Genomic DNA, 25,393 nt, shown 5'->3' on the forward strand with positions numbered 1-25,393 from the left:
ATCGGATTTATTTACACATTTAAATCTTTAATAAACACTTTAGTAAACTTCTATATGATTAAAAAAATTTTACCTATTGCCTTTGCTATTTTATTGCTCTATTTTTTCCAAAAAGAAGAACAATATAACAATAAAAATATTCAAATAGCCTCTTCTATGCCTTTAAGTGGATTAATGCAACCTTGGGGAGATGCTGTTTATAGTGCTACAAAAAGCTATTTTGATTATGCAAATGAAAATAATCTTGTAAAAAATAGAAACTTAGAGTTTAGAGTCTTAGATGATAAATATGAACCAGATTTAACCTATGAAAATATAAAAAAACTTCATCAAAAAGATATTTTTGCTTTTTTTGGGCTTGTTGGAACACCAACAATAAAAAGAGTCTTACCTATAGTTTATGATGAAAATATTTTAATCTTCTCACCATTTTCAGGAGCAGAATTTTTACAAGATAGAAGCTTAAGCACTTTAATAAATTTTCGAGCTTCATATAAACAAGAGCTTGAAAAATTAATCTCTTATTTAAAAGATAAAAATAGTAAAAATATAGCAATTTTTTATCAAAATGATGATTATGGAGAAGAGGGATATATTTCAAGTTTACAAATACTAAAAAATAACAATCTAAATCTTGCTTCAACAGGAAATTACAAAAGAAATACACTTGCTATTGAACATGCTTTTAGTGAAATAAAAAACTCAAATCCAGATGCAATAATTTTAATAGGAGCATATAGAGCAAATAGTTTTTTTCTACAAAAAGCAAAAAATGATGAAACTTTGAAAGATAAAATATTTTGCAATATCTCTTTTTCTGATGCAAACTCAATAATAGATGAACTAAAAGCTTCAAAAACAGATACAAAAAATATTATTTTTTCTCAAGTTGTACCAAATTATGATGATAAAAATCTAAAAATTGTACAAGAGTATCAAGAGATTATGAAAAAATACTCTCCAAATTCAAGTTTGGGTTTTTTATCTTTTGAGAGTTTTTTGGCATCAAAAGTTTTGGTAAATGCTCTTTCAAAAGCAAATAGTAATCTCACAAAAAAAAAGTTTATAAAAGCCATAGAAAACACACCAAAAGAGCTTCTTTATGAGATAGAAATAGATTATAAAAATAAACATTTACTCAAAAATACATATCTTTTTGAGTATGTAGAAGATAGTTTTAAAGAGTTAAAATGAGAAACTTATTAACAAAAATTCTAAACTATTTTAATAGTCTAAAATTCTCATATAAAACAAATTTCTTAATTTTAATAATTGCTGGTGGAATGCTTTGTATAATTATTTTATCTCAAATATCAATTTTTACTCTAAAACACGATTTTGATATTTTATTTGAAAAGAGAACAAAAGGTTTAATAGAGCTTGAAAATATCAAAGATACATATAAAATAAATATGAAAGATACTCTAAATAGCTTTGAAAATGGTAATTTAAACTACAATCAAACTATTGAAGTTTTACAAATTGCAAAAGAGATTATTAATAAAAATTGGCAAAACTATAAAACTGGATTAAAATTAGATGAAAAAGTTTATATTATTTCTATTCTAAAAGAGTTTATTTTAAACTCAAATAATTTTTATGAAAATAAGATTTTACAAGAAGATATTATAAAAAATATAGATAAAAAGATAGAAAAAATCTTTGATTTAACAAAAAATTTAAAAGATGAAAACAATAACTTTTCACAAATAATTTTTGAAATCGATACAACAACTATCTATCTTTCTAGTTTGGTAAATTATGATTTAACTTTGGCTATAAATGAAAAAAGAGATACAGATAATATATTTAATATTGTTACAATTTTCTCATTTATCTCTATTTTTTTGGTGCTTTTATTTACTCTTATTTTATCTTTGTTTATAACCGTACACTTTAGAAAAATACACGAAAGCCAAGAAAAAAGTGTAGAAAACAAAACAAAAGAGTTAAAAGAGCTAAACAGCAAACTTGAACTAAAAGTTGCTCAAGAGGTGAGTAAAAATAGGAAAAAAGATATTATTATGTTTCAACAAGCAAGATTTGCCTCTTTAGGAGAGATGTTAAATAATATTGCTCATCAGTGGAGACAACCCTTGGGAAGTCTATCTATGATTATTCAAAGCTTTCAAATTAAAATGCAAATGGGAAAACTAAGCCCAGAATTTGTAGAACAAAAAGTAGCAGATGCCCTACTTTTGGCACAAAATATGTCAAATACACTTGATGATTTTAAAAACTTTTTTGACCCTAGCCGTGCAAAAAAGAGATTTTTTATAAAAGATTGTATAGAGCATACAATAGAGCTTTCAAAATATCTATTAAATAAAGAAAATATAAAATTAAAGTTAATTATAAAAAAAGATATTGAAATTTTGAGCTACTACAATGAACTTTCACATATATTTTTAAATATTATAAGTAATTCTAAAGATGCTTTAATAAGTAATGTTGATAAAAATGATAGAATAATAAAAATTGTTGTAAATAGCAAAAAAGATTTTTTGTTTGTAAATATTATTGACAATGGTGGTGGAATTCCACTTGAAGTTATGCCAAAAATCTTTGAGCCATATTACACAACAAAATACAAAAGTGCAGGAACTGGAATTGGGCTTTATATGAGTAAACAAATAATTGAAAGACATATAAAAGGACAACTCTCTTGCAAAAATATAAAACAAAAAATGATAGATGATAGAGTTTTTTCTTGTGCATCTTTCACAATAAAAATACCACTAAAAGAGGATTTATGAGCAAAAATTTTGATATTTTAAAAAATTTCAACATTCTTTATCTTGAAGATGATGAAGATTTATTAAGACATACAAGCGATATTTTGGAAGACTTTGTAAAAAAACTTTATAGTGTTAAAACAACAGTTGAAGCTATGAAAATAATTGTAGAACAAGATATTGATGTAATAATTAGTGATATTTTACTAGAAAATGAAAATGGAATAAACTTTTTAAAATACCTAAAAAATAGAGATATAAATATTCCAAGCATTCTTACAACAGCCCATACAGACACAGATTATCTACTTGAAGCTATAAAACTAAAAGTTGAAAACTATATAGTAAAACCTATAAATATAAATGAACTTTTAGATACTTTACATAATATTCTTTTACCAAAAATTCAAGAAAAAGAGCTAAAGAAAAATCAAAATATTGTAAAAACTATTGGGGCTATTAGTGAGACAAAACAAGTAGAAATTATAAAATATATTTTCAATAATTTAAATGAAAAAAATCAATTTTTTGGCTCATATAGTGAGATTATGGAGCAATTTTCTATCTCAAAACCAACACTTATAAAACTATTTAAAGATTTAGCAGATAGAAATATCCTAGTAAAATCTGCTCATAAAACCTATGTTTTTAATGAAAGTAGTTTGGAGAGTATATAAATTACTCTTCAAACTTTTTTGTAGAGATTTCAACTCCAATATATGAAGTGGTTTTTATAGCTTCTAAAATATCTTCTATTTTTACTTTTTCATCATAAATAACACTAACTTCTTTTGTATTAAGTCTTGCACTTACTTTTTGCACTCCATCAACTTCACTAATTGCCTTTTTAACAGCAGTTGTACAAAGTGGACAGTGCATACCATCAACTTTGAAAACAGATATTTCTAAAGCCAAAATAAATTTTGCTAAAAATAAAAATAGAACTAAAATTTTCATAAACTACTCCATAAAAAGTGGTAAAATCTCAGGATAAAAAAGCAAAGCTAAAATCAAAATAAAAAATAAACTAAACAAAATATACTGTTTTTTTCTATCTTTTTTACTACAAGAACAAGATATTTTTTTCCTAAAATTATAAATTGCAATTAAAAAAAATATAAGAGATAAAATAGCAAGTGGAACTCTACTATATTCCAAAGTCGTAAAGAAGCCTAAAACTCCACTTGATACTCCAAAAAACAGAAATAAAAAAGCTGGTAAACAGCATAAAGTCGATAATAGTGCAGTAAAAACTGCACCAATTATCGCAAAATTTGATTTTTTCATAAAATCTCTTGTGAAGAATAAGTGTATTTAAACTCTTTTGGTTTGTAATAATCTTTTGCATCTTCACCAACTTCAGCATAAGGATAACCTAGCATATTTAGTGGATATTGAGTCGGTTTTGGCTCTAAGATAAAATCTCTTGCACTATTAAATGCAGCCCAATTCATCTCCCACGAACCAAAGAAATAATCTTTTACACTAGCTAATTTTTTATCATCATTTGGTAAATTTTCAGCAAGTTTTACTTTTAAAACATCAGCAGGATCACAAGGAACCCAACCAATCCCATCTATATAAAACTCTGCTCGACAATGTTGTCCACCTGTAACATCTGCAAAGCCTTTATCATCTGCTTTTCCACAAGCATTTGAAATTTTTGATTGCCCTACTCTTATTCCAAAAGTTTCTCGTGCTGGAATTCCAGCATTTCTTAATAAACATACAAAAACAGAGCTTATATCTGTACATTTTCCACCATATATTTTATCTTCAATAGATTTTTGGGCATCTCCAATTCCACAACCAACAACACTCTCATCTCTATACATAGTTGTAGTTGTCCAATCATATATTGCTTTTGCAATTTCTAGTGGAGTTTTTGTATCTTTTGATATATCTTTTGCATACTTTGTAAGTTTAGGAGTTACAGGAATATGTTTTGTACCTTCTAAGAAAACTTTTACATCACTTGGATAATCAGTATTTGCTGTAGCTTTTGAAAAATCAGTAGTTCTCTCTTGCATAACAAGTGCAAAATCTACATCTAAATTAGGTTTTACATCTTTATTATCCCATTTCACATATAAAACTCTTGTATCATAAGGATTTTTTACAATTTTTGCTTCTGTATAGTTTCCTTTATAATCAAAATTTACAACTTTATGGTAGCTTTCATCTTTTGGAAGTGGTACCCAAAGTTGTGTTACTTCACTACTTTGTTCAAACTCATAACTATTTGTTACTTGAAATTTTCTTGGTGTTTTAGAGATTCCAAATGGATTTTTAGCATTTGCCAATGCAATATTTGGATACAAAAATGCTGCACTTGATAGTGCAAAAGTTGTTTTTAAAAATGTTCGTCTTTTCATGATTTTTCTCTATATTTTTTTGTTCTATTAAGAGATAAAGGAGAGTTTTAAGCCCTTTATGTCGAACCATAACCTATGGTCTATGAACTATATTAGAAAAATCATAGTCAATTTTTTATAAGTTGCAACTTAAATAGTAAAATATTTTTTACTTTTATTTAACTAAATATTTTAAATTGCTTAAGTATAATACTTTTAATTTAAAATAAAGATAGGCAAATGAACAATGAATATAAATTAACTAAATTTGTTCAAGCTGCTGGTTGTGCTGCAAAGATGGGTCCGGGGGATCTAAAACAAGCTCTTTGCCACCTAAAAGCAAATAGTGAACAAGTATTAGTAGGATTTGATACAAGTGATGATGCTGGAGTTTATCAACTAAGCCCTGATTTAGCTTTAGTTCAAACAGTAGATTTTATAACTCCTGTTATTGATGATCCATATATTTATGGGCAAATTGCAGCTGCAAACTCTTTAAGTGATGTTTTTGCTATGGGAGGTGAAGTTAAAACAGCCCTAAATATTGTTGGTTTTGATAGTAAAAATGTATCAAAAGAGGCTTTAGCTGAGATATTAAAAGGTGGTTTTGATAAAGTAAAAGAGTGTGGTGGCTCACTTTTAGGTGGGCATACTATTGGTTCGCCTGAGATGTACTATGGACTTAGTGTAACAGGAGTTATAAACCCAAAAGATGTAAAAAGAAATAATGGTGCAAGAGCTGGTGATGTATTGGTTCTTACAAAGCCTTTGGGTATGGGAGTTTTAACAACAGCAATAAAAAGAGATTTGCTAGAACTTCCTTTAATCAAACATTGTGCTGATATTATGGCTAGTTTAAACTATTTACCATCAAGAATTATGAAAAAATATAGAGTAAACTCTTGTACTGATATTACAGGATTTGGGTTTTTGGGTCATGCTTTTGAGTGTATAAATGAAAATATTAGCTTCTCTATAAACTCAAGAAATGTTCCTTTTGTAAAAGAGGCTTACGAACTATGTAAAGCGCAAGTAGTTCCAGGAGGTTCAAAAAGAAACCAAAAATTTTTAGAAGATAAAGTTAGCTACTCTTCTAGTGTAGATGAAACTCTAAGAACAATACTATGCGATGCTCAAACATCTGGTGGACTTTTAATAGCTATAAATAAAGACGATGCAAAAGAGTATATAAAAGAGCTTGAAGAGTTAAGTTTTGGATATGCAAAAATAGTTGGTGAAGTAATACCAAAAAGTAGTAGTCCAATTATAGTTTGTTAAGCAAAACTTTTTAGTTTTGCTTACAAACCTCTGGTCTTGTTTCACAAATAAGCTCTATTGAGTGCTTTGCTTCGCTAAATCCATCTTTACTCGCTTTAGAAAACCAAGTTAAAGCCTCTTTAAAATCCTCTTTTACTTCTACTAAACTAGGTTTTATATCATCTTTCTCATCCATATATTTGTTACAAGATGTTGGCTTTCCATCTGTATTTGTATCTTTGATACTCTCTTCACCCAAATAATATATAATCCCTAAATTATATTTTGCTTCAGTATGTCCTAAAGCTGCAGATTTTTTATAATATTTTACTGCTTCACTGATATTTTGTCTAACCCAACAGCCATAATCATACAATCTAGCCAACTCAAACAAAACATCTTTATCCTGCTTTTTTTCTAAACTTTTTAAAATTGTATAAGCCTCTTTATAATCTTCATTTTCCAAAGCTCTTGTTACATCATCAAAATTTTTTGCATTTAAAATTGTAAGTAATACAAAAAATAAAATTAATCTTTTCATATATCCTCTTTATCACTATTTAGAAATTCTTTCATCCAAAATTTTGCCATATTTAAATCTTTTTTTACTCCATATCCCAATTCATACATAGTTGAAAGATTTTTTTGGGCATCTTTTAAGCCTTGCTTTGCAGCTTTCTCATACCATAAAACAGCCTCTTCATAGTTGTCTTTATAGTACTCTTGCAAACCCATTTCATATTGAGCATTTTTATTTCCTGCATTAGCTGAAATTAAAAAGAGTTCAAAAGGCTCAATATTATCAGGTTTTTGCTCAAAATCAAAATATTCACAAATATAAGCTATATAAAAAAGTGCATCTGTGTCATTTTTCTTCGCCAAAGCCTTAAAAACATCCAAAGCTTTTAGATACTCTTCTTGTTTAAAAAATGCAATTCCATCTTTTAAATAAATCTTTGCTTCAGCTTCTTCAAAAAGTTTCATCATCTCTTTTGCTTCAAGATTTCCATTTATAATTGCCAAATCAAAATAATCTTTTGCTATTTCATCATCTTTTGGAACATCTTTTCCTCTATGATATATCATAGCAAGACAAAAAGCCGCATCTGCGTGATTTTTTTTTGTTGCCTCTTCATAATAAAACATTGCTTTTTCTATATCTTTTTCCACAAAATCGGCTTTTTCATACATTCTACCTAAATAATATTGAGCTATTTTATTGTTTTTTTCGGCAAATTTTTCAAAAATTTTAAAAGCTTTTATATAATCAAACTCATCATAAGCCTTAATTCCCTCTTCAAGTTTTGAGGAGAAAATAGGAGTGAAAAATAGAGCTAATTTTGATATAAAATTTTTCAAAATAATCCTTTAAAAATATCTTTTGTTATTATACAAAATCACTTTATAGCAATCCTTTAAATGCTTTGTCTAAAATTGAAGCTTTTAGCTCTTTTAGACTTTGCATTTTTGATTTTTGAAGCTCTTTTATTTTTTCTATTTTACTTGAAATTTCATCTAAATATGAAACTACTTTTTGTTGAGTTTCTAGGGGTGGGAGTGATACTTCTGCCTCTTTAAGATTTTTGATAGTAATTTGTGGCTGTGCACTTCCACTTTGTACATCTTTCAAGTAATTTATAAATTGTGGAGAAAATAAATATTTATAGATATACCTATTGTATATTGAATTTTTATCTTTAAGTCTTATAATTGCCATACCACTATTAATTCTTATATTATCAAAATTAATTGACTTATCGTAGATAGCAACATTACCTATTGTACCTCTAGTAGTTATTATTAAATCTTCTCTATCTAATTTTCCTTTTCTTAAAATATTGTCTTTTTCTTTTGTTATAAACTGATTTTCTAAAAATATAAAACCATTTTTTGTTACATTCTTTGCATTTAAAAATAAACAAAATTCATCTTCAAAAAACTCTTCTTTTTTTGGATAATTAACTCCCCTATCACCATCTATAAGAAATGCAATATTATCTAAATATTTTTTCTCATATTTCTCTTCTAATTCTTCAAAAATATCATTTAAAACACTTGCCATAAAAATATCTGATTCATCTATGTTTTTTTGATGAAGTAAAATAGCTTTATCAATTTTAGCAAAAAGCAAATCCAGTTTTTCCACAATCCTTTTTTGCTCTTCAAGTGGTGGAAGTGGAAACCATTGCTCTTTTAATTTTGTAAGATTGATATTATTTTGTGCAACTCCAACAGATATTTTTTGAATTTCATTTGTAATAAACTTCAAACCATAGTACATATAAAATAAATCTATATTTTCATTTGGTTGAATACCACTAATTGCTTGATTTGTAGTAGCTTCAATATCTAATATTCCTATTTTTCCTATTGTTGCAAATATTGTATAAAGAATTGTTCCTTTTGAAAATAATTTAGCTGATGAATTATCTAATCCACTTTTAGTAATAAATTCTTCTGTTTTAGATACATACATATCATCTGTAATATCTGAAATTTTAACCCAAGGAATATCTCCATTTTCCCAATATGCCTTATTGCTTCTTGAAGGAGTACCACCACTTTGAAACTTAGCTAATTCTCCTAACTTCTTCCACTCCCAACCTTTTGGTAACTCATATAATTCACTCATATTTAAGCCTAAACATTTTATAATCCTTTTGTAATTCCCCTGTAAGCCTATATACAAGCTTCAAGCTCCGAGATATAGCCTGGGGTGATTTTTTATTCAACACTTTTTTACTAAATCCAAAAATATTTATTTTAATCACAATTTACCTTTTTTGTAAATTCTGCTATTTCAATATCAAAATATCCTAATATTTCATAAATATCATTATAAATATTTTCGAACTCTTTTTTATTGATAATTTTATCATAGTGAAATACTTTGTTTCTGAATATTCTAATATGATTTAATTTTTTGTTCATATAATCTCTGTCTATAAATTTTTCACTTGCTTTTGGTAAATTTGGAAATATATCTTTGATTGTTTTTATTCTCATAATATGTGCATAATCTTTTCTAAATAATGCAGTCCAAAATCCAAAACTAAGTTCTGATATTATTTTATTATGAATATCTGTATTTGAACTTTTATTTATCCGTTGCTTAACTTCATTTATCTTATTTTTTGAATTACTATTTAAAAAATCATTTTCAAGCCAATTGGTAGATATATTTTCAAGAAAACAATGATTTATAGAGTTTCGTAAACTAACTTCCAACATACAAAGTAAGACATAAGACTCTTTTGAATTTTTTAGATTATGTTGATATTCTTCAAAATCAACATAAACATTCAATCGTTGAGTAGATAAGAATTGAGTTTTTACAATATCTTTCAAACTTGACTTCCTTTTTCTATTTCGTTATAATTCTTCCATGGTGCCCAGTAAGTCTTTATCCTTTGAGATAAAGCTTGGGACTTTTTTTATTCAACACTTTTTCCAATCAAAATATCTTCAACTTCATTTAATAAATCATCTATCAAAGCATTGTTTAGTTTTATATTTTCTACAAGTTCTATTGGGCTTTTGTGTTCTATTTTCTCATTTTTATTTGGATTTTTTGCACTCAAATCAAAATCTTTTATATCATTTACATTTACAACCCAGCTATTTTGAGTAATTTCTCTTTTTTCAAAACTTTCTAAAAACTCTGCAAAATGCTCATAGATTATTGGTTTATTTTTTGTAAGCTTGTATGGTGGATTTACTTCATAGTAGTAAATTTCGCTTGTACTTCCAGCTCTATCAAAAAACAGAACATTTGTTTTTACCGCACTATAAGGCAAAAAAACTCCACTAGGAAGAGATAAAATCGTATGGACATTAAACTTTTCTAGTAGCTCTTGTTTTACACTAGAAAATGCACTATTTGTTTGAAATAAAACACCCTCAGGCACTACAACTCCACACTTTCCACCTTGTTTTAAATGGCTCATCATATGTTGTAAAAATAGCAACTCTGTTGAATTTGATTTTACTGGAAAGTTGTTTTGTATCTGCTCTTTTTCTTTTCCACCAAAAGGGGGATTTGCTAAAATACAATCAAATCTATCTTTCTCTTCAAGTCCTCTATTATTTTCTGTTAGTGTATTTTTTTTAGCTATATTTGGAGATTCTATTCCGTGTAAAATCATATTCATAACACCCATCACATAGGATAGTGGGGTTTTTTCATTTCCAAAAAAAGTATCTTCATTTAAAAACCTCAACTGATCTGTTGAAAGCTCATTTTGTATATTTTTTTCTACATCTTTGTATTTTATATGATTATATGCTTCGATTAAAAATCCACAACTTCCAACCGCTGGGTCATATACTGTTTGCCCTATTTTTGGGTTTACGATTTGTGTTATTACTTTTATAAGCGGTCGTGGAGTGTAAAATTCCCCACTATTTCCACCATCGCTTCCCATATCTTTTAAGAGTTTTTCATAAATAAGTGAAAGTTGAAACAAATCAGAAGATGAGTGAAAATTCATATCATCCACAATATCAAGCACTTCTCTAAGTGTATGTCCGTTTGCGATACGATTGTCTAAAAACTCAAAAATAGCCCCTATTTTGTACTTTATAGATTTTGGGTTTTCTGTGATATTTTTGAAACTTTTTAGATATGGAAATAAATCTTTATTTACAAAATCTAGTAAATCATCTCCGCTTAAAGCATTTAAAATATCTATTTTTCCATCTTTTTTGGGTGCAGCCCATATATTCCAACGATACTTTTCATCTAAAATATAGCTATATGTTTCTCCATCTAGCTCTGCATCTTCATAGCTACTATCTTCAAAATCTGATAAAAATTTTAAAAATAGTACCCAAGAAATCTGCTCTGTGTAGTGCATTGCTCCACTTATTCCATCATCTCTTCTTAAAATATCTGTTATTCTGTTTATTTTGCTTTCCAAATTTCTTTCCTTTTTCGTTGGTGTTTTTAAATCTATATGTAAAAAATTTGCTGTTTTTTTTACATATCACTTCTTATATGTTAAATTTTTGCTGTTTTTTTTACATAGCTTTGAAACTATGTTAATTTTTTTCTATTTTTTTAACATAGGTTTGAAACTATGTGTAAATTTTCTGATTTTTTACTCATAGCTTATATCGAAAATATTTTAATTTTTCGACATATTGATTTTTTATGTCGAAATTTTTACTTTTTTCGACATATTAATTTTATATGTCATTTTAAATGCCTTTTTTCAACATATCAAAAAGCTCTAAATTTATAAAATATTTACTATTTTTATTTTTATAATCCTTGTAACTCCATTTAAGTTTACCAAAGTCCTATTTACTAAGGATAAATTATTGAACTTTCTATTTATTATTACCTCTCAAATAAACTTTCAATATCATTTTTTGTTAATTTTTGAGAAGAATCATCATCTTTTTCATAACTAAAATCATTGTATTTCTCAGATGTATAATCATATGATAATCTTTGCTTAATATCATAAATATCAATTTCATCTTTAATTGCATATTCATCTATATTTAAACCAGAAAAATATTCAAGACTTGTTTCTAATTCACTATATTTACTATCGATAATCTGTTCTACCTCTCCATCAATGACCTCAAAGCAGCCTTCATCATTTATAAAGTTTTCAAATTCAATATCTCCTTCATATATTGAATCTGCTTCATTTCTTAACTCTTCTTTAAAGTATTCTGTAATTAAATCATTGATTTCTCTATCAACATCTTTATCTTCAATACTAAAATAATTATATATCTTAATCAAACTATTAATATCATCAATATCTTTAGATGCATAGAAAATAATATCTGAAAAGAAATCAAAATCACTTACAATAAACTCACTAATATTAAATAAATTTAAAAGATTAGAAAAATCTTTAATCCATTTTGTACTTTCTTCACCATTTATAATTTTTTGTATCAATCTTCTCAATACTGTTTGATTAACATTTAAGGAAGTCTGATGTGCAAAATGATTTAATTTAATTAAATAATCTATATTTTTTTCAATAACTGCTTCACTTAACAGCAAATCTAAAATTTCTAAATAATCTTTATCTTTTATAAATCCATTTTTATTTAATTTAAATAGACTAACTAATGATTTGTCATTCTCTAATGATCTATATATATTTTTCAATATCATAAGATTATTTTTATATCTATTTAATACAAAATCAGCTATTGATGGATTAAATAAGGAATATTCTATTTTTTTACTATATGTTAGATTTCTATTCAAAAAATATTTAACAACTTCTTCTATGATACTATCAAATTCTTTGGATGTATGGGAACTATTATTCAATCCAGCCAACTCAATATATTTATAATAAGAATCTCTAAGTTTATTTTCTTCTATCTGATTTCCATTAAATACAGTTAACATAACAATAGCACGAGTAAAACTATCACTTTGTTTATCGAATGTATTTTTCCAAATATCTTGTGGATTATTTATCTTATCAAGTATATATTCCCAATAATTTTTCGCCACTACTTTTTCTAATTGTATTTTTTTTATGTCTGTTATAAACTCTATCAATCTAGGGTTGAAATTTTTATGCTTAATAATATCCTTATATCTTTTATTAATATAAATTTCATCAATAAACTCCTCATCCAATTCACTATGCCAAATATGATTGTAAAGGATATGTGCTTTATCAATATCTTTTAAAGATTCAATTTTTATTATGAACTCTTCATTCTCTATATTTTTAATTTTAAAAGTATCACTAAGTGCCAAGCTCTGGTTAAAAATATTTGTTCGACTTGTGAGAATAAATCGTTTTGTTTTATCTTTTTTAATTCTATCCATAAACTTAACAATATAAGAATCTTTTTTATCTTCTATTGCATTTAAATAGTTTGCACCTAAAAAATCATCAAAATAGAATATCTGTTTTTCATCTCTTTTATAAACACTTTCTGCTTCATTAATATAATTTTCTATATTATAAAGCTTAAAATCTTTTTCAACATACCACAAGGCTAAATGCTCTGCTAAAGTAGTTTTACCAATTCCAGGTTCACCTGCTATTATTATAATATGTGATTCTTCAAGTTTATCTATAGCTTTTTGATGATTTTCAGTTACTACATAATATTTTGACTTTTCTTTTACATCTTCTAGTAAAAATTCACTCCTACTTTCAATAGCATTATTTAAAATCCTATCTAAAACAACCGTATTACTTAGCCAAAGTTTATAATGTCTTTTCTCAATATCAGGATAGTTCCCAAGTATTTGATTTAAATCTTCTTGCCCATATATATCATTATCATTTTTTGTATATGAATGAAATATATCTTTGATTGTTTTTTTATTTTCGGCAGATAATTGTAATGATGTAACAAAAATATATTTAGATGGATTCAATTTTTTTACTTTGTCAATTTCATTGATTCCTTTATCATTTTTTTTGTTTAATGAAGTTATCAATCCGCTAAAACCTGTTTTTAAATAATGTTTACATTGAACTATTTCTTGTGAGCCATTATCACAATAAAATCTTCCATCAATTCCACCATCTTTTCCAGCTTTAAATCGTTCAAATCTTTTATCTCTATCTTTTGAAATTAAATCGATAGATAAATTTTCAAACTCTTTATCATTTAGTGTTGAAAAGTCGTAATCAATCATTATCTATAAATCTCCCTTTGAAGCTCAAAATACTCATCTCTTATTTTATATTTACCAAAAGAAGAGATTAGCTCTTTTTTATCAATTCCACTTTGCTCTATTAAAGTTGAGAGTTTATTCTCATCTAGCTCTTTGAAGCCATATTTTCTATATTTTTCTAGGATAAACTCTATAAAAGTTTTTGCTTTTTCATTTTGATATTTCTCTATAAATTTTGAGTTTTCTACACTCAAAGCTCTTTCGCTTACTGTTTTTATATCAAGATTAAAAGATAAGTGGGCTAAAATATCGTAAATATCGCTATTTTTTGCTTCAAAAATCTCTTTTAGCTCTTCTAGTTGAAGCTCATCTATATTTAATTTTTTTAACTCTTCAAGCAACTCTTTTCTATTTTTTGGGCTACTCCAAATCTCTCTTAAAGCTTGTTCATCGTTGTAAAATCTTCCTAAAACTCCTATTAAAAACTCCAAATAGTCTGCACTTCTTAGAGGTTTTCCATCAAAACCTACATAAGTTGTTTCTATATTTATAACTTTTAATTTTTTGCCTTTTATATCTATTGTTACTTTTTCGTTTTTCTCTTTTTCTTCTTTTTCTTTAAAATCATCAAAATCTTTTTTATCTTCTGTTTTTTTCTCTTTATCCTCTTTTTGCTCTTTTTGCTCTTTTTCAAAAACTTCAGCTTCCCCGTCCCAAGCTTTATCATAAAACAAATTTGTAGCCCCTACAAAATCTATAATTGTAAAAAAATCTTTCCCCTCAAAAGTTCTAGTTCCTCGTCCAATTATCTGTTTAAATTCTGTCATAGATTTAATTGGTGCAGTTAAAACAATATTTCTTACATTTTTTGCATCAACTCCAGTTGTAAGCATCTTTGAACTTGTAAGAATTGCAGGAATATCCAAGTCATTGTTTTGAAACTTCTCTAAAAAATCTCTTCCTATATCGCCCTCATCACTTGTAACTCTTACACAATAATTGTTATCTTTTATAGTTTTATATTTGTCAATTGCAACTTTCATATCTAGTGCGTGTTTTTGATTTACACAAAAAATTATAGTTTTATCAAGTGGATTTATATTTTGCAAAACTGTTTTTGCTAGAAGCTTCGTTCTTTTTGGGATAATCACACTTCTTTCAAACTCTTCAAGTTTTACTATATTTTCTTTTAACTCTCCACTTATAATATCATCTGGATTAAACTTGTACTCATCTATATTTGTTTGAACTCTTTTTACTTTGTATGGAGTTAAAAATCCGTCGTTTATTCCATCTTTTAAAGAGTATTCATAAATTGGCTCTCCAAAATAAGCATAAGTATCGCTGTTGTCATCTCTTTTTGGAGTTGCAGTAAGTCCCAAATGTGTAGCACTTGAAAAATGGTTTAAAATATCTCTCCACGAACTCTCATCATTTGCACTTCCTCTGTGGCACTCATCAATTATCACTAAATCAAAAAAATCTTTTGGATATTGTTTGTAATATGCTGTTACATCATCTTCATTTTCATCTTCGCTTGTATCAAAACTTCTATTTTTGTTTTCAGCAATAGATTGATAAATAGCAAAAAATATATTTCCATTTGTAGGAACTTTTCCACCTCTTTTTTTTATATCTCTTCCATTTATATCAACTAGCTCTTTTTCCATGGGATTGAACTCATTAAAAGCTTGAAATTTTAAGATATTTCTATCAGCCAAAAACAAAACTTTTGGTCTTCTGTTTTTGTTTTCTTTATTCCATTTTGAAGAAAAAAGCCTATAAACTATCTGAAAAGCAATATAGGTTTTTCCAGTTCCAGTTGCTAGAGTTAAAAGCACTCTATCTTTAGCATTTACTATATTTTCTACTGCTTTTTGAACGGCGATTTGTTGATAAAATCGTGGTTTTTTATCTTCAAGATAAAAGGCTTGAGTGATAGAGTTCTCTTTTTTCTCTTCAATTTGTCCATATTTTCTAATAAACAGCTCTTGTGGGCTTGGATAGTTTTCTATAAACCCTCCATTTGCACTAAGCAAAGAGTGTTCATAGATTTTATCTCCATTTGTAGAGTAAACAAAATCAATTTTTAGTTTTTGTGCATAGTTTATAGCTTGTTGTATTCCATCTAGTGGGTCTTTGTTTTGGGCTTTTGCTTCAATTATTGCTAGATTTGTATTTTTGTAAGTTAGAAGATAATCTACAAAATATCTCTTTCCTCTTTTTCCACCAATTAACTTTCTTCCATCTGTAAAATAGTACTCTCTAACTATATTTGAAGATTTCCAGTTTGAGTTTTCTAGTTTTGGATCTATTAAATTTGCACGAGTATCAGCTTCACTATAAGACATATTTTTCCCTATTATAAAATACTTGATTATAGCTAAGTGTTGATTAAATGAGTTGTTATTTTGATAAGATTATTTGGCGAGAAGGTAGAGGAATCGAACCTCTCACAGCTTTGTCATCAAAACCGTCAATCAGGGTTGAAGCCTGTGGTGCTCACCAGATACACATACCCTCCAAATAAGGTTGTTATAGTATAATACAAACCTTTAAAGATATATAAAAAGGTTAAAAATGATTTTAAAATCTATTCCAAAGGTTGATAAGTTTATCACAAACAAAGCTTTTGAAGGATTATCAAAAAGTTTAATAAAAAAGATAACAAAAGATAAAATCTCAAATTTAAGAGCAGATATTTTAGAAAACAAAACTCAAAATATAGATGAAAAAGAGCTGATAAATGAGATTTTAGACGAGTACAAAAATATAACTTCATCTTCTTTAAAACCCCTAATAAATGCAACAGGAATAATAGTTCACACAAATTTAGGAAGAAGTTTGATAGATAAATCAACATTTTCTAAAGCTATAAAAATAGCAAGTTCTTATAATAACTTGGAGTACAACTTAGAAAAAGGTCAAAGGGGAGAGAGATACGAGCATATTACAAAGAGCTTAAAAGAGCTTTTAGGTTGTGAAGATGCACTAATTGTAAACAATAATGCAAGTGCTGTTTTTTTGATTTTAAACACTTTTTGTAAAAATAAAGAAGTTGTTGTAAGCCGTGGAGAGTTGGTTGAGATTGGTGGAAGTTTTAGAGTTCCTGAAGTTATGCTTCAAAGTGGAGCAGTTTTAAAAGAGATTGGAACTACAAATAAAACTCATTTAAGAGATTATGAAAATGCAATAAATGAGCAAACTAGTATGCTTTTAAAAGTGCATAAATCAAACTATGAGATAGTTGGTTTTTCTAGTGATGTAAGCTTTGAAGATATTTCATCTTTAGCAAAAGAGCATAAGCTAATAGACTATTATGATATGGGAAGTGGGCATATAAACTCGCTTCCTTATAATTTGGATAAAAATGAACCTAGCATTAAAGAGCTTATGAAATTAAACCCTAGTTTGCTTAGTTTTTCTGGAGATAAACTTTTAGGAAGTGTTCAAGCTGGAGTTATAGTTGGGAAAAAAGAGCTTATAGATAAACTAAAGAAAAATCAGCTTTTAAGAATGCTAAGAGTCGATAAAATCACCCTTGCCATTCTTGAAGAGAGTATTAATTTATATCTAAAAAATGAACTTGATAAAATCCCAACTCTTAAAATGCTAAATACAAAAGTAGAAGACTTAGAAAAAAGAGCAATAAAACTTCAAGAGAGTTTAAAAGATATTTTGGATTTAAAAACACAAATTCAAACTTCACAAACTTTAATTGGTGGTGGAACAACTCCAAATAGAAAAATCCCAACAGTAGTTTTAAGCCTTGTTTATAAGGATTTTAAAGCAAATATACTTGAAGAGATTTTAAGAAAAAATCTAATTATTTCTAGAATTGAAAATGATAAAGTGGTACTTGATTTTAGAACAATTTTAGAAGATGAAATGGATACATTAGAAAAAATATTAAAAGAGATTTTTAAAAATGGCTAATATAATTATTGGAACAGCAGGACATATTGACCACGGAAAAACGGCACTTGTAAGAGCATTAAATGGTTTTGAAGGAGATAGCACAAATGAAGAGCAACAAAGAGGAATAACTATTGATTTAAGCTTCTCAAACCTTACAAAAGCTGAAAGAAACATAGCTTTTATAGATGTTCCAGGACATGAAAAACTTATAAAAAATATGATTGCAGGAGCTTTTGGATTTGACTATGTAATGCTTGTTATTAGTGCAAAAGAGGGAATTATGCCCCAAACTATTGAGCATATTGAGATTTTAGAGCTTTTGGGAATAAAAAATATTATAGTAGTAATTTCTAAAAAAGATTTAGTAGATAGTGAAACTTTACAAGAGCAAGAAAGAGCTATTTTAGAGTTTTTAAGCTCTTATAGTTTTATAATAAATTTTGTAAAAAAAGTATCAATTTATGATGAAGCTTCAATAAATGAGCTAAAAAATACTCTTTTTTCAATAAATAGTAGCCAAAAACAAGAGGAGAACTTTTTTAGATTTTATATTGATAGAGTTTTTAGTGTAAAAGGTATTGGTACAGTGGTTACTGGAACTGTTTTGGGACAAAAAATCTCACTAGAAGAGAAAGTATTTTTACCAAATTTACAAAAAGAGAGTCGTGTAAAGAATATTCAAGTACATAACCAAAATGCACTTGAAGCAAATATCTCAAACAGAGCTGCTCTAAATTTAGCAAATATTGAAAAAGATAGCTTAAATAGAGGAGATATAATTACCAAAAAAGGTTTTTTAAGAGGTTTTAGCTCAATTGATATTAGCTTTAAAGCTCTAAAAAACAGAAAACTAAACCACAATCAAAACTACACTCTTTTTATAGGTTCAAAAAAACTTGAAGTAAAAGTTTTGCTATTTGACTCAATTACAAGTGAAGAGAGCGGATTTGCCACAATAAAAGCAGATGAAAACATCTTCTGCATTTTTGGAGAGAAACTGATTTTACGAAACCAAAATGAGACTATTGCAGGTGGAGTTGTATTAAATCCAATAATTGACCCTATGAATAAAAATCAAAAAAAGATTTTACTAGAAGATTTGGATAAAAAAGATTTTAAAAATGCCTTTAAAACTCTTTTAAATGCCCATAAAAGAGGTTTAGGAGTTATCTCATCTACTCAAAGATTTGCTCTTTCACACGATAGTGCAATAAACTTTGCAAAGAGTTTAGAAGATGTTTTTATAGATGAAAAAGAGCTAGTAATCTATCCAATAAAGACAAAAAATGAGATAGTTGATTTTATAAAAAATATCTATACAAAAAACCAATATGCCCTACTTTCAAGCTCTTCAATAGCTTTAAGAGTTTCGTGGGCAAGTTTAGGATTTATTCAAAGTGCTATTGATATTTTAGTTGGAAGTGGCTTTTTAGTAAAAGATGGAAATCTTTTTAAAAGTGCAAATATAAAAGAAGATATTAAAAAAGATTTAGAAGATATTTTTCTAAATAGGCTTAAAAATGAACATTTAAGCCCAACTGCTCCTTATAATATCTATGATGAACTTGATATTGATAGAGTTTTAGGAGATAATATTTTAAAATCTCTAACAGCAAAAAAGCAAGTCATTCGTCTAGCACACAATCTTTTTATACACTTTGAGAGCCTAAATTTTGTAATAAAACTAATGCGAGATATTATAAAAGAAGATGGCTATATTGAGATTTTTAACTTCAAGCAAAGAGTTGATTTAAGTAGAAAATATCTTGTAGCATATTTAGATTATTTGGATAATTTTAGCGATATAAAGAAACTAGAAAACAGAAGAGTTTTGGCTTGATTTTAACACAAGAGCAAGAAAATATTATAAATAGTTCTTTGGATTCATTTAAAATAAATGCAGTTGCAGGAAGTGGAAAAACTACAACTTTGCTACTTTATGCACAAAAAAATCCACATCTAAAAATACTTTATTTGGCATATAATAAATCTTTGCAATTGAGTATTTTAGAGAAATTAAAAGTTTTTAAAGTTTCAAATCTTCAAACAAGTACAATTCACTCTTTAGCATATAACAAAACAAGAGCCTACAACTACCAGCTAACAAATGAGCTAAAAGCCCATATTTTAGATAGATTTTTAAGCTACTATGAACTAGATAATAATCAAAGAAATTTCTATGCTTCAAACTTATATTTAGCTGTTTTAAAAGATTTTGTAAACTTTTATTGTAACTCTAGTTTGATTGCTCTTGATGAGAAATTACTAGATAATTTTATAAAACAAAGTGATTTTGAAGCCCAGTATTTGGAGCTTATAAACAAAGAGAAGAAACAACTCTTAAATCATCTAAAAGCTGTTTTAGGTGCAATGAAACAAGGACATTTAGAAGCAACACACGATTTTTATTTAAAAATGTATTATCTAAACAAAAATTTGAGCAAAGATATAGATTTTGACTTAATTTTAATAGATGAAGCCCAAGATATAAGCGATGTTATGATTGCTATTGTTGAAAATTTTGCAAAAAAAAGAGTTTATGTAGGAGATAGTTTTCAGCAAATCTACTCTTTTAGATATGCTACAAATGCCCTTTCCAAGATAGATTTACCTTCATATAACCTGACAACTAGCTTTAGATTTTCAAACTCTTATGCAAAAACTTTACAAAGTTTATTAAACAAAATGTATAGTCAAAATAGCGGAAAAACTTTAAATATAAATGGTATTGAAAGCTCAACAAAAGTTGGTTTGGAGTTTATAAATTTCAATAAACCTTTTACAATAATTTCAAGAACATCTTTTGCCCTTATTTCAGAGATTATAAAATATCTAAGTGGAAATAAAAAAATGTATTTTGAAGGTGGTTACCAAAGTTACTCTTTTATGAATCAAACTGTTTACTCTATTTTTTATCTAAAAAATAGGAAAAATGAGAAAATAACAGTTGATGAGCTTAAAAATTTCTCTTCAATATATGATTTAGAAACATTTGCAAAAGAGACAAAAAATCAAGAGTATTTAAATATAATTAAATTTATAAATACTTATGGTGACAATATTTTTGAGATAAATAAAAAAATAAAAACTTTGGTAACCACTATAAAAGAGGAAGCGAATATAATTTTTACAACAACACACAAAGCAAAAGGTATGGAGTATGAGCAAGTTATTATGACTGATGATTTTATTACAAAAAAAGATATTTTAAATACAAAAAAATCTCTTAGCTTTAATCAGATAAATGAAGAGCTAAATATCTATTATGTAGCAAGTACAAGAGTAAAAAGTGTTATAGCACTAGCTAGTTTGGAGTAAATTATGAAAAAATCTTTTGTTTATTTACTATTTTTTATAGTAATCTCTTTTTTTTCCATCTCAATATTTTTTATACAAAAAGATAGTGATAGAAACTTTACAAGTTCATTTTATTTTTGGGAAAACAAATACAATTTAGATGATCAAAATGAAAAACTATATATAAAAATTTTAGATATAAAATATGCAAATAAATTAGAAATTATTGAAACAAATTTTATAAAAAATCCACCAAAAGATTTTATTCCAGTAATTTTTATTACAAATAAAACTTTGCAAAATGTAGATTATAAGATTTTATCAAATGAAATTTTGAAATATACAAACAAATTCAATTTCAGTGAAATTCAAATAGATTGTGATTGGAGTGAATCATCAAAAAGTAACTATTTTTTATTTTTAGAAGAGCTTAAAAAAGAGCTAAATAAAACTTTGAGTGCCACAATTAGGCTTCATCAAATTAAATATTTCAAAAAAACTGGAGTTCCGCCAGTTGATTATGGAGTTTTGATGTATTATAATATGTCAAATTTAGCCGATTTTGAAACAAAAAATTATATTTTAGATAATACTGAAGCGAAAAAATATCACTATAATTTTGAAAACTATCCACTAAAATTAAAATTAGCTCTTCCTTTATACTCTCAAGCAGTACAATTTAGAGATGAAGAAGCTATAAATCTATTTGAAAATATAGATGAAAAAGAGCTAGTAAATAACTTTGAAAATCTTGGAAACAATAGATATAAAGTCCTAAATAGTCACTATTTTAAAGGAAAATATATCTATAAAGATGATATTTTAAGAGTTGAAAATGTAGATGAAAAAGAGCTTAAAATTGCTTTTGATGATTTTTTTAAATTATCAAAAAATAGTTTTGATGAAGTTATTTTTTATACAATTAAATACAAAACAAAGTATAATTTGCAAAATTTATTAAAAAATTAGGAAATTAGGAAAAATATGTTTTTTAGAACTCTTTTTATAAGTCTATTGTTGAAAATATCTTTATTTTCTTGTGCTGATTACTGGAATCCAAATAGTATAGAATATATGTTTTTGGAAAAAAGAGATAATATCTTTTTACAATTTAGTGAAGATTTAAACGACCCAGCAATTTATAATGAAATACTGTATAAATATGAAGAAAAAAATAGAGAAAAAAACCTTTTAGAGTGGAAAAATGAGCTAAAAAACAAATATAGCTTAGTTGAACTTGAAGATTTTATTTATAATAAAAATCTTACAAACCTAGAAGAAAATGATACAAAAGATTATATAAATTTTATCTATGAACAAAGCAATTGTACTATTGCAAATTTCAGTGATTCAAAACCAACAAGATGTACAAATTATATTTCAAAAGCTTTAAAAAAATTAGAAGATTCAAAAACAGATTTTTATAAACAAAGATATTTCTTTTTGGCTTTAAGACTTGCTCACTACCACAAACAAAAACCTTTAGAGATATATAAAAAACACTATTATTTAGTAGAAAATTCAAACTCTATTGTAAAAGATTGGGTAGATGCTTTATATGCAGGTGCTATAATAAAAAGTGGTGAAAAAGCAAAAGGTGTGTACTTATTTTCAAAGCTTTTCCCAGATGCTATAAATTCTCATTTAGCTCTTTATAACTTTTTTTACCTAAGAGAGCAAAAAGATTTTGACGAAGTTATAAATTTAGCTAAAAATAGCGATGAAAAAGCTGTTATTTACACTTTAAGAGCTTTAGATAATGCAAGTAATACAATTGAAGAGATGCAAAATATCTATGCTCTTGATAAAAACTCAAAATGGCTTGAATTTTTGCTATATAGAGAACTCTTAAAATCTCAAACTTTTTTTAATAATGAAGACTATTTTGAAGATGAAAATGGGGAAAATGAAAATAGCTTTTATACAAAATATATTGATTTTTTAAATAGTTTAGAGCTTGAAAATAGATATTTGCAAGATTTAAGTTTAGCATATTTTTATTTGTATAAAAAAGATTTTAATGAAGCAAATAGAGTTTTAAACTCTCTTTTAGAGACAAATCCAAAATCTCATGAAGTACAAACTTTTGCATATTTATTATATCTTCAATCTTTAGAAAAGATAGATGATAAAACTGAAAATATAATTATTGATAAAATAGAAAAATTAATAGATGAGAAGCATACATCAAATGCAATTTATGAATACACTTTACAAGTTTTAGCAAAATTGTATAAAAAACAAAATTTAGATTTTAATCTATTTTTGACACAAAATGCATCATATATAAACTATACAGATTTAGATTTGAAAAAATTTAAAACATTTGAAGAGTTTTTAGCAAAACCTCAAAGTTCAAAACTAAAAACTTATCTTCAAAAAAGATTTAAAAATTTAATAGACAATGATGGCGAATTTGCTTATGCAAAAGTTGCAGTTTTAATAAACAATCTTAAATTTAAAGAGGCATTAGATACAGATTTAGGAATTTTAGATTATAAACTAGAGTTCAATCCTTTTAATGGTCTTATTAGAGGAAATAATAGAAGTGGTAAAAAAGAGCAATTAAGTATAAAAGATTTTTTAAATACTATTTTAGAGATTGAAGAGAAACTTCAAAAAAACCAAAATAATGATATGGATAACTTTTTATATGCAAATGCTTTGTATAATTTAAGCTATTTTGGAAACTCTTCAAAAGCTACAACAACATATAGAAGTGTAGCCCATATACATACTCCAGAGCTTCAAGAAGATAAATTAAATCTTGCTTTAAAACACTATAATCTTGCACTAGAAAGTACAAATGACAAAGAGTTAAAAGCAAAAATAACTTATCAAATTGCAAAAACAAAATTAGCACTTTTTGATTTAAAATCAAAAGATGCACCACAATCTAGCTCTTGGTGGAGAAAAAATAAAACTTGGAATTATGGTTATAGTGATGATTTTTATGAAAGCTTTCTAAAAAGTGGTGGAGCAAAAGATTTTGATACTCTAAAAAATAGCTTCAACGATACAAAATATTATAAAGAGTTACTCAAAGAGTGTGGCGATTTTAGAACTTATGTAAACAAAAAATAAAGGAGAATTATGCAGTATTACGGAGAAATTGAGACAAAATATGAAGAGGTTTTTTTAACAAAAAGCTATATGTATTTCAACAAAGATGATGAAGAAATAAGTGCAAAAGAGCTAAAAAACCTAATAAAAACAAAAGATGATAGAAAGAAAAATATCATAGGAACAGTATTTATTTACAATCCAGTGGTTACACCTGTTGGTTTTGATTCAAATAAAGAGCTTTTAAAACAGGATTTTGAAGATTTTGAAACTCTAGTAGAATTAAAATGTGAAAACTATATTACAGCATTTAAACAAGCTATGAGTGAACATTGTAGTGGAAAAATTGTAGAGATTAAAAATTTATTTAACCTAATTGAAGGGCATATCGACTCTTCAACTTTATTATCAAAATTTAATGAAGATTTAGAAAAATATAACTCAAATCAAAATACAGAGTTTGATAGAGATATTATGTATATAGATGCTCAAAATTTCATCCCAAATGGGAAATTTGTATATTTTTGTTGGGGAGATAAAATAAATGAAAAAGAGTTCCCAAATATATTTAATTATGCAAAAACTTTATACGAAAATAGTGTAAAAAGTGGGAAAAAAGTAGCCTTTGTATATAAAAAAGAGAAAACAGCAGATGAATCAATAAAATATCTTCAATTCTCAAATCCTATGCAAAATTTTAAAAATAGAAATGCTATAACTTTTGCTTTAAAAAGATCATTTGATACATTCCCACCAATTCCAGCTTTTTATGAATAATTTCATAAAAAGCTTTAAATTTTAGCTATTCTTAATATTTATAATTATATAATTCCGTCCACTTAAATTAATGGGGTATCGCCAAGCGGTAAGGCAACGGTTTTTGGTATCGTCACTCGAAGGTTCGAATCCTTCTACCCCATCCAAAAATTTAAGTCTTTTTTATTATGGTGAGGTTGGAGAGTGGTCAAATCCTGCGGACTGTAAATCCGCCGCCTACGGCTTCGAAGGTTCAAATCCTTCTCTCACCACCACTTTTTTTAAATAATCAAATTATGGTTCGATAGCTCAGTCGGTAGAGCAAAGGATTGAAAATCCTTGTGTCGACAGTTCGATTCTGTCTCGAACCACCACTTTGATTTATACACACT

The 25,393-nt window shown here is 26.6% G+C and carries 20 protein-coding genes and 4 tRNA genes; 13 read left to right on the top strand and 11 right to left on the bottom strand.

Annotated features, from left to right (window positions below; translation table 11 throughout):
- Positions 1 to 54: 54 nt before the first annotated feature.
- Genes IQC44_RS03425 through IQC44_RS03435 form a run of 3 tightly spaced genes read left to right on the top strand, consistent with a single transcriptional unit; the run spans position 55 to position 3,412 of the window.
- A complete protein-coding gene (locus IQC44_RS03425; protein ID WP_198304810.1) occupies positions 55 to 1,194 on the top strand; it encodes an ABC transporter substrate-binding protein in 1,140 nt (379 codons plus the stop codon).
- Positions 1,191 to 2,756 carry a sensor histidine kinase gene (locus IQC44_RS03430; RefSeq protein ID WP_198304811.1) on the top strand — a complete coding sequence of 522 codons (1,566 nt, stop codon included), beginning with the start codon at positions 1,191 to 1,193 and terminating at the stop codon, positions 2,754 to 2,756. Before IQC44_RS03425 ends, IQC44_RS03430 begins: the two co-directional genes overlap by 4 nt.
- Entirely contained in the window at positions 2,753 to 3,412 is a 660-nt protein-coding gene (locus tag IQC44_RS03435) for a response regulator (protein ID WP_198304812.1), read from the top strand. The genes IQC44_RS03430 and IQC44_RS03435 overlap by 4 nt, the downstream gene beginning before the upstream one ends.
- 1 nt (position 3,413) lies before the next feature.
- Here IQC44_RS03435 and IQC44_RS03440 read toward each other — a convergent pair whose 3' ends face one another.
- The 3 genes from IQC44_RS03440 to IQC44_RS03450 are packed head-to-tail and all read right to left on the bottom strand — an operon-like array spanning position 3,414 to position 5,110.
- Positions 3,414 to 3,692 carry a heavy-metal-associated domain-containing protein gene (locus tag IQC44_RS03440; RefSeq protein ID WP_198304813.1) on the bottom strand — a complete coding sequence of 93 codons (279 nt, stop codon included), beginning with the start codon at positions 3,690 to 3,692 and terminating at the stop codon, positions 3,414 to 3,416.
- A gap of 3 nt (positions 3,693 to 3,695) precedes the next feature.
- Complete coding sequence (locus tag IQC44_RS03445; RefSeq protein WP_198304814.1) at positions 3,696 to 4,022, bottom strand: mercuric transporter MerT family protein; 327 nt, start codon at positions 4,020 to 4,022, stop codon at positions 3,696 to 3,698.
- The gene (locus IQC44_RS03450; RefSeq protein ID WP_198304815.1) at positions 4,019 to 5,110 is read right to left on the bottom strand and encodes a transglutaminase-like domain-containing protein; all 1,092 of its coding nucleotides are present in this window, start codon (positions 5,108 to 5,110) and stop codon (positions 4,019 to 4,021) included. Before IQC44_RS03450 ends, IQC44_RS03445 begins: the two co-directional genes overlap by 4 nt.
- A gap of 219 nt (positions 5,111 to 5,329) precedes the next feature.
- Here IQC44_RS03450 and selD point away from each other — a divergent pair, with 219 nt between their 5' ends.
- Complete coding sequence (gene selD, locus IQC44_RS03455) at positions 5,330 to 6,367, top strand: selenide, water dikinase SelD (protein WP_198304816.1); 1,038 nt, start codon at positions 5,330 to 5,332, stop codon at positions 6,365 to 6,367.
- A 10-nt stretch (positions 6,368 to 6,377) separates the two neighbouring features.
- On the opposite strand, the gene IQC44_RS03460 is transcribed toward selD, so the two are convergent.
- The 8 genes from IQC44_RS03460 to IQC44_RS03495 form a co-directional block, all read right to left on the bottom strand.
- Positions 6,378 to 6,887 (bottom strand): tetratricopeptide repeat protein, encoded by a 510-nt coding sequence (locus IQC44_RS03460; RefSeq protein WP_198304817.1) that lies wholly within the window; start codon positions 6,885 to 6,887, stop codon positions 6,378 to 6,380.
- Entirely contained in the window at positions 6,884 to 7,705 is an 822-nt protein-coding gene (locus IQC44_RS03465; RefSeq protein ID WP_198304818.1) for a tetratricopeptide repeat protein, read from the bottom strand. The genes IQC44_RS03460 and IQC44_RS03465 overlap by 4 nt, the downstream gene beginning before the upstream one ends.
- A 43-nt stretch (positions 7,706 to 7,748) precedes the next feature.
- The gene (locus IQC44_RS03470) at positions 7,749 to 8,978 is read right to left on the bottom strand and encodes a restriction endonuclease subunit S (protein ID WP_198304819.1); all 1,230 of its coding nucleotides are present in this window, start codon (positions 8,976 to 8,978) and stop codon (positions 7,749 to 7,751) included.
- Positions 8,979 to 9,109: 131 nt separating this feature from the next.
- A complete protein-coding gene (locus IQC44_RS03475) occupies positions 9,110 to 9,694 on the bottom strand; it encodes a hypothetical protein (RefSeq protein WP_198304820.1) in 585 nt (194 codons plus the stop codon).
- 86 nt (positions 9,695 to 9,780) lie between these two features.
- Entirely contained in the window at positions 9,781 to 11,265 is a 1,485-nt protein-coding gene (locus IQC44_RS03480) for a class I SAM-dependent DNA methyltransferase (protein WP_198304821.1), read from the bottom strand.
- A gap of 422 nt (positions 11,266 to 11,687) precedes the next feature.
- Complete coding sequence (locus IQC44_RS03485; RefSeq protein ID WP_198304822.1) at positions 11,688 to 13,988, bottom strand: nSTAND3 domain-containing NTPase; 2,301 nt, start codon at positions 13,986 to 13,988, stop codon at positions 11,688 to 11,690.
- Complete coding sequence (gene hsdR / locus IQC44_RS03490) at positions 13,988 to 16,318, bottom strand: EcoAI/FtnUII family type I restriction enzme subunit R (RefSeq protein WP_198304823.1); 2,331 nt, start codon at positions 16,316 to 16,318, stop codon at positions 13,988 to 13,990. The genes IQC44_RS03485 and hsdR overlap by 1 nt, the downstream gene beginning before the upstream one ends.
- A 74-nt stretch (positions 16,319 to 16,392) precedes the next feature.
- Positions 16,393 to 16,491 (bottom strand) — tRNA-Sec (locus IQC44_RS03495).
- Positions 16,492 to 16,547: 56 nt separating this feature from the next.
- Between IQC44_RS03495 and selA the strand changes: the two genes are divergently transcribed.
- The 9 genes from selA to IQC44_RS03540 all read left to right on the top strand — a co-directional run bounded on the left by selA (position 16,548) and on the right by IQC44_RS03540 (position 25,375).
- Entirely contained in the window at positions 16,548 to 17,903 is a 1,356-nt protein-coding gene (gene selA, locus IQC44_RS03500) for an L-seryl-tRNA(Sec) selenium transferase (protein ID WP_198304824.1), read from the top strand.
- Positions 17,896 to 19,725 carry a selenocysteine-specific translation elongation factor gene (selB, locus tag IQC44_RS03505; RefSeq protein ID WP_198304825.1) on the top strand — a complete coding sequence of 610 codons (1,830 nt, stop codon included), beginning with the start codon at positions 17,896 to 17,898 and terminating at the stop codon, positions 19,723 to 19,725. The genes selA and selB overlap by 8 nt, the downstream gene beginning before the upstream one ends.
- On the top strand, positions 19,722 to 21,203 hold the full coding sequence (locus IQC44_RS03510) for a UvrD-helicase domain-containing protein (RefSeq protein ID WP_198304826.1): 1,482 nt from the start codon (positions 19,722 to 19,724) through the stop codon (positions 21,201 to 21,203). The genes selB and IQC44_RS03510 overlap by 4 nt, the downstream gene beginning before the upstream one ends.
- A gap of 3 nt (positions 21,204 to 21,206) precedes the next feature.
- Positions 21,207 to 22,151, top strand: coding sequence for a hypothetical protein (locus IQC44_RS03515; protein ID WP_198304827.1), 945 nt, complete (start codon positions 21,207 to 21,209; stop codon positions 22,149 to 22,151).
- Positions 22,152 to 22,166: 15 nt separating this feature from the next.
- Positions 22,167 to 24,266, top strand: coding sequence for a hypothetical protein (locus IQC44_RS03520; protein ID WP_198304828.1), 2,100 nt, complete (start codon positions 22,167 to 22,169; stop codon positions 24,264 to 24,266).
- Between the two features lie 9 nt (positions 24,267 to 24,275).
- Entirely contained in the window at positions 24,276 to 25,022 is a 747-nt protein-coding gene (locus tag IQC44_RS03525) for a hypothetical protein (RefSeq protein WP_198304829.1), read from the top strand.
- Positions 25,023 to 25,093: 71 nt separating this feature from the next.
- A tRNA-Gln gene (locus IQC44_RS03530) sits at positions 25,094 to 25,168 on the top strand.
- A gap of 23 nt (positions 25,169 to 25,191) precedes the next feature.
- A tRNA-Tyr gene (locus tag IQC44_RS03535) sits at positions 25,192 to 25,276 on the top strand.
- 23 nt (positions 25,277 to 25,299) lie between these two features.
- Positions 25,300 to 25,375, top strand: a tRNA-Phe gene (locus IQC44_RS03540).
- The last annotated feature ends 18 nt before the right edge of the window (positions 25,376 to 25,393 follow it).

The sequence above is a fragment of the Arcobacter vandammei genome, from assembly GCF_016106035.1.
GTDB classification, from domain to species: domain Bacteria; phylum Campylobacterota; class Campylobacteria; order Campylobacterales; family Arcobacteraceae; genus Aliarcobacter; species Aliarcobacter vandammei.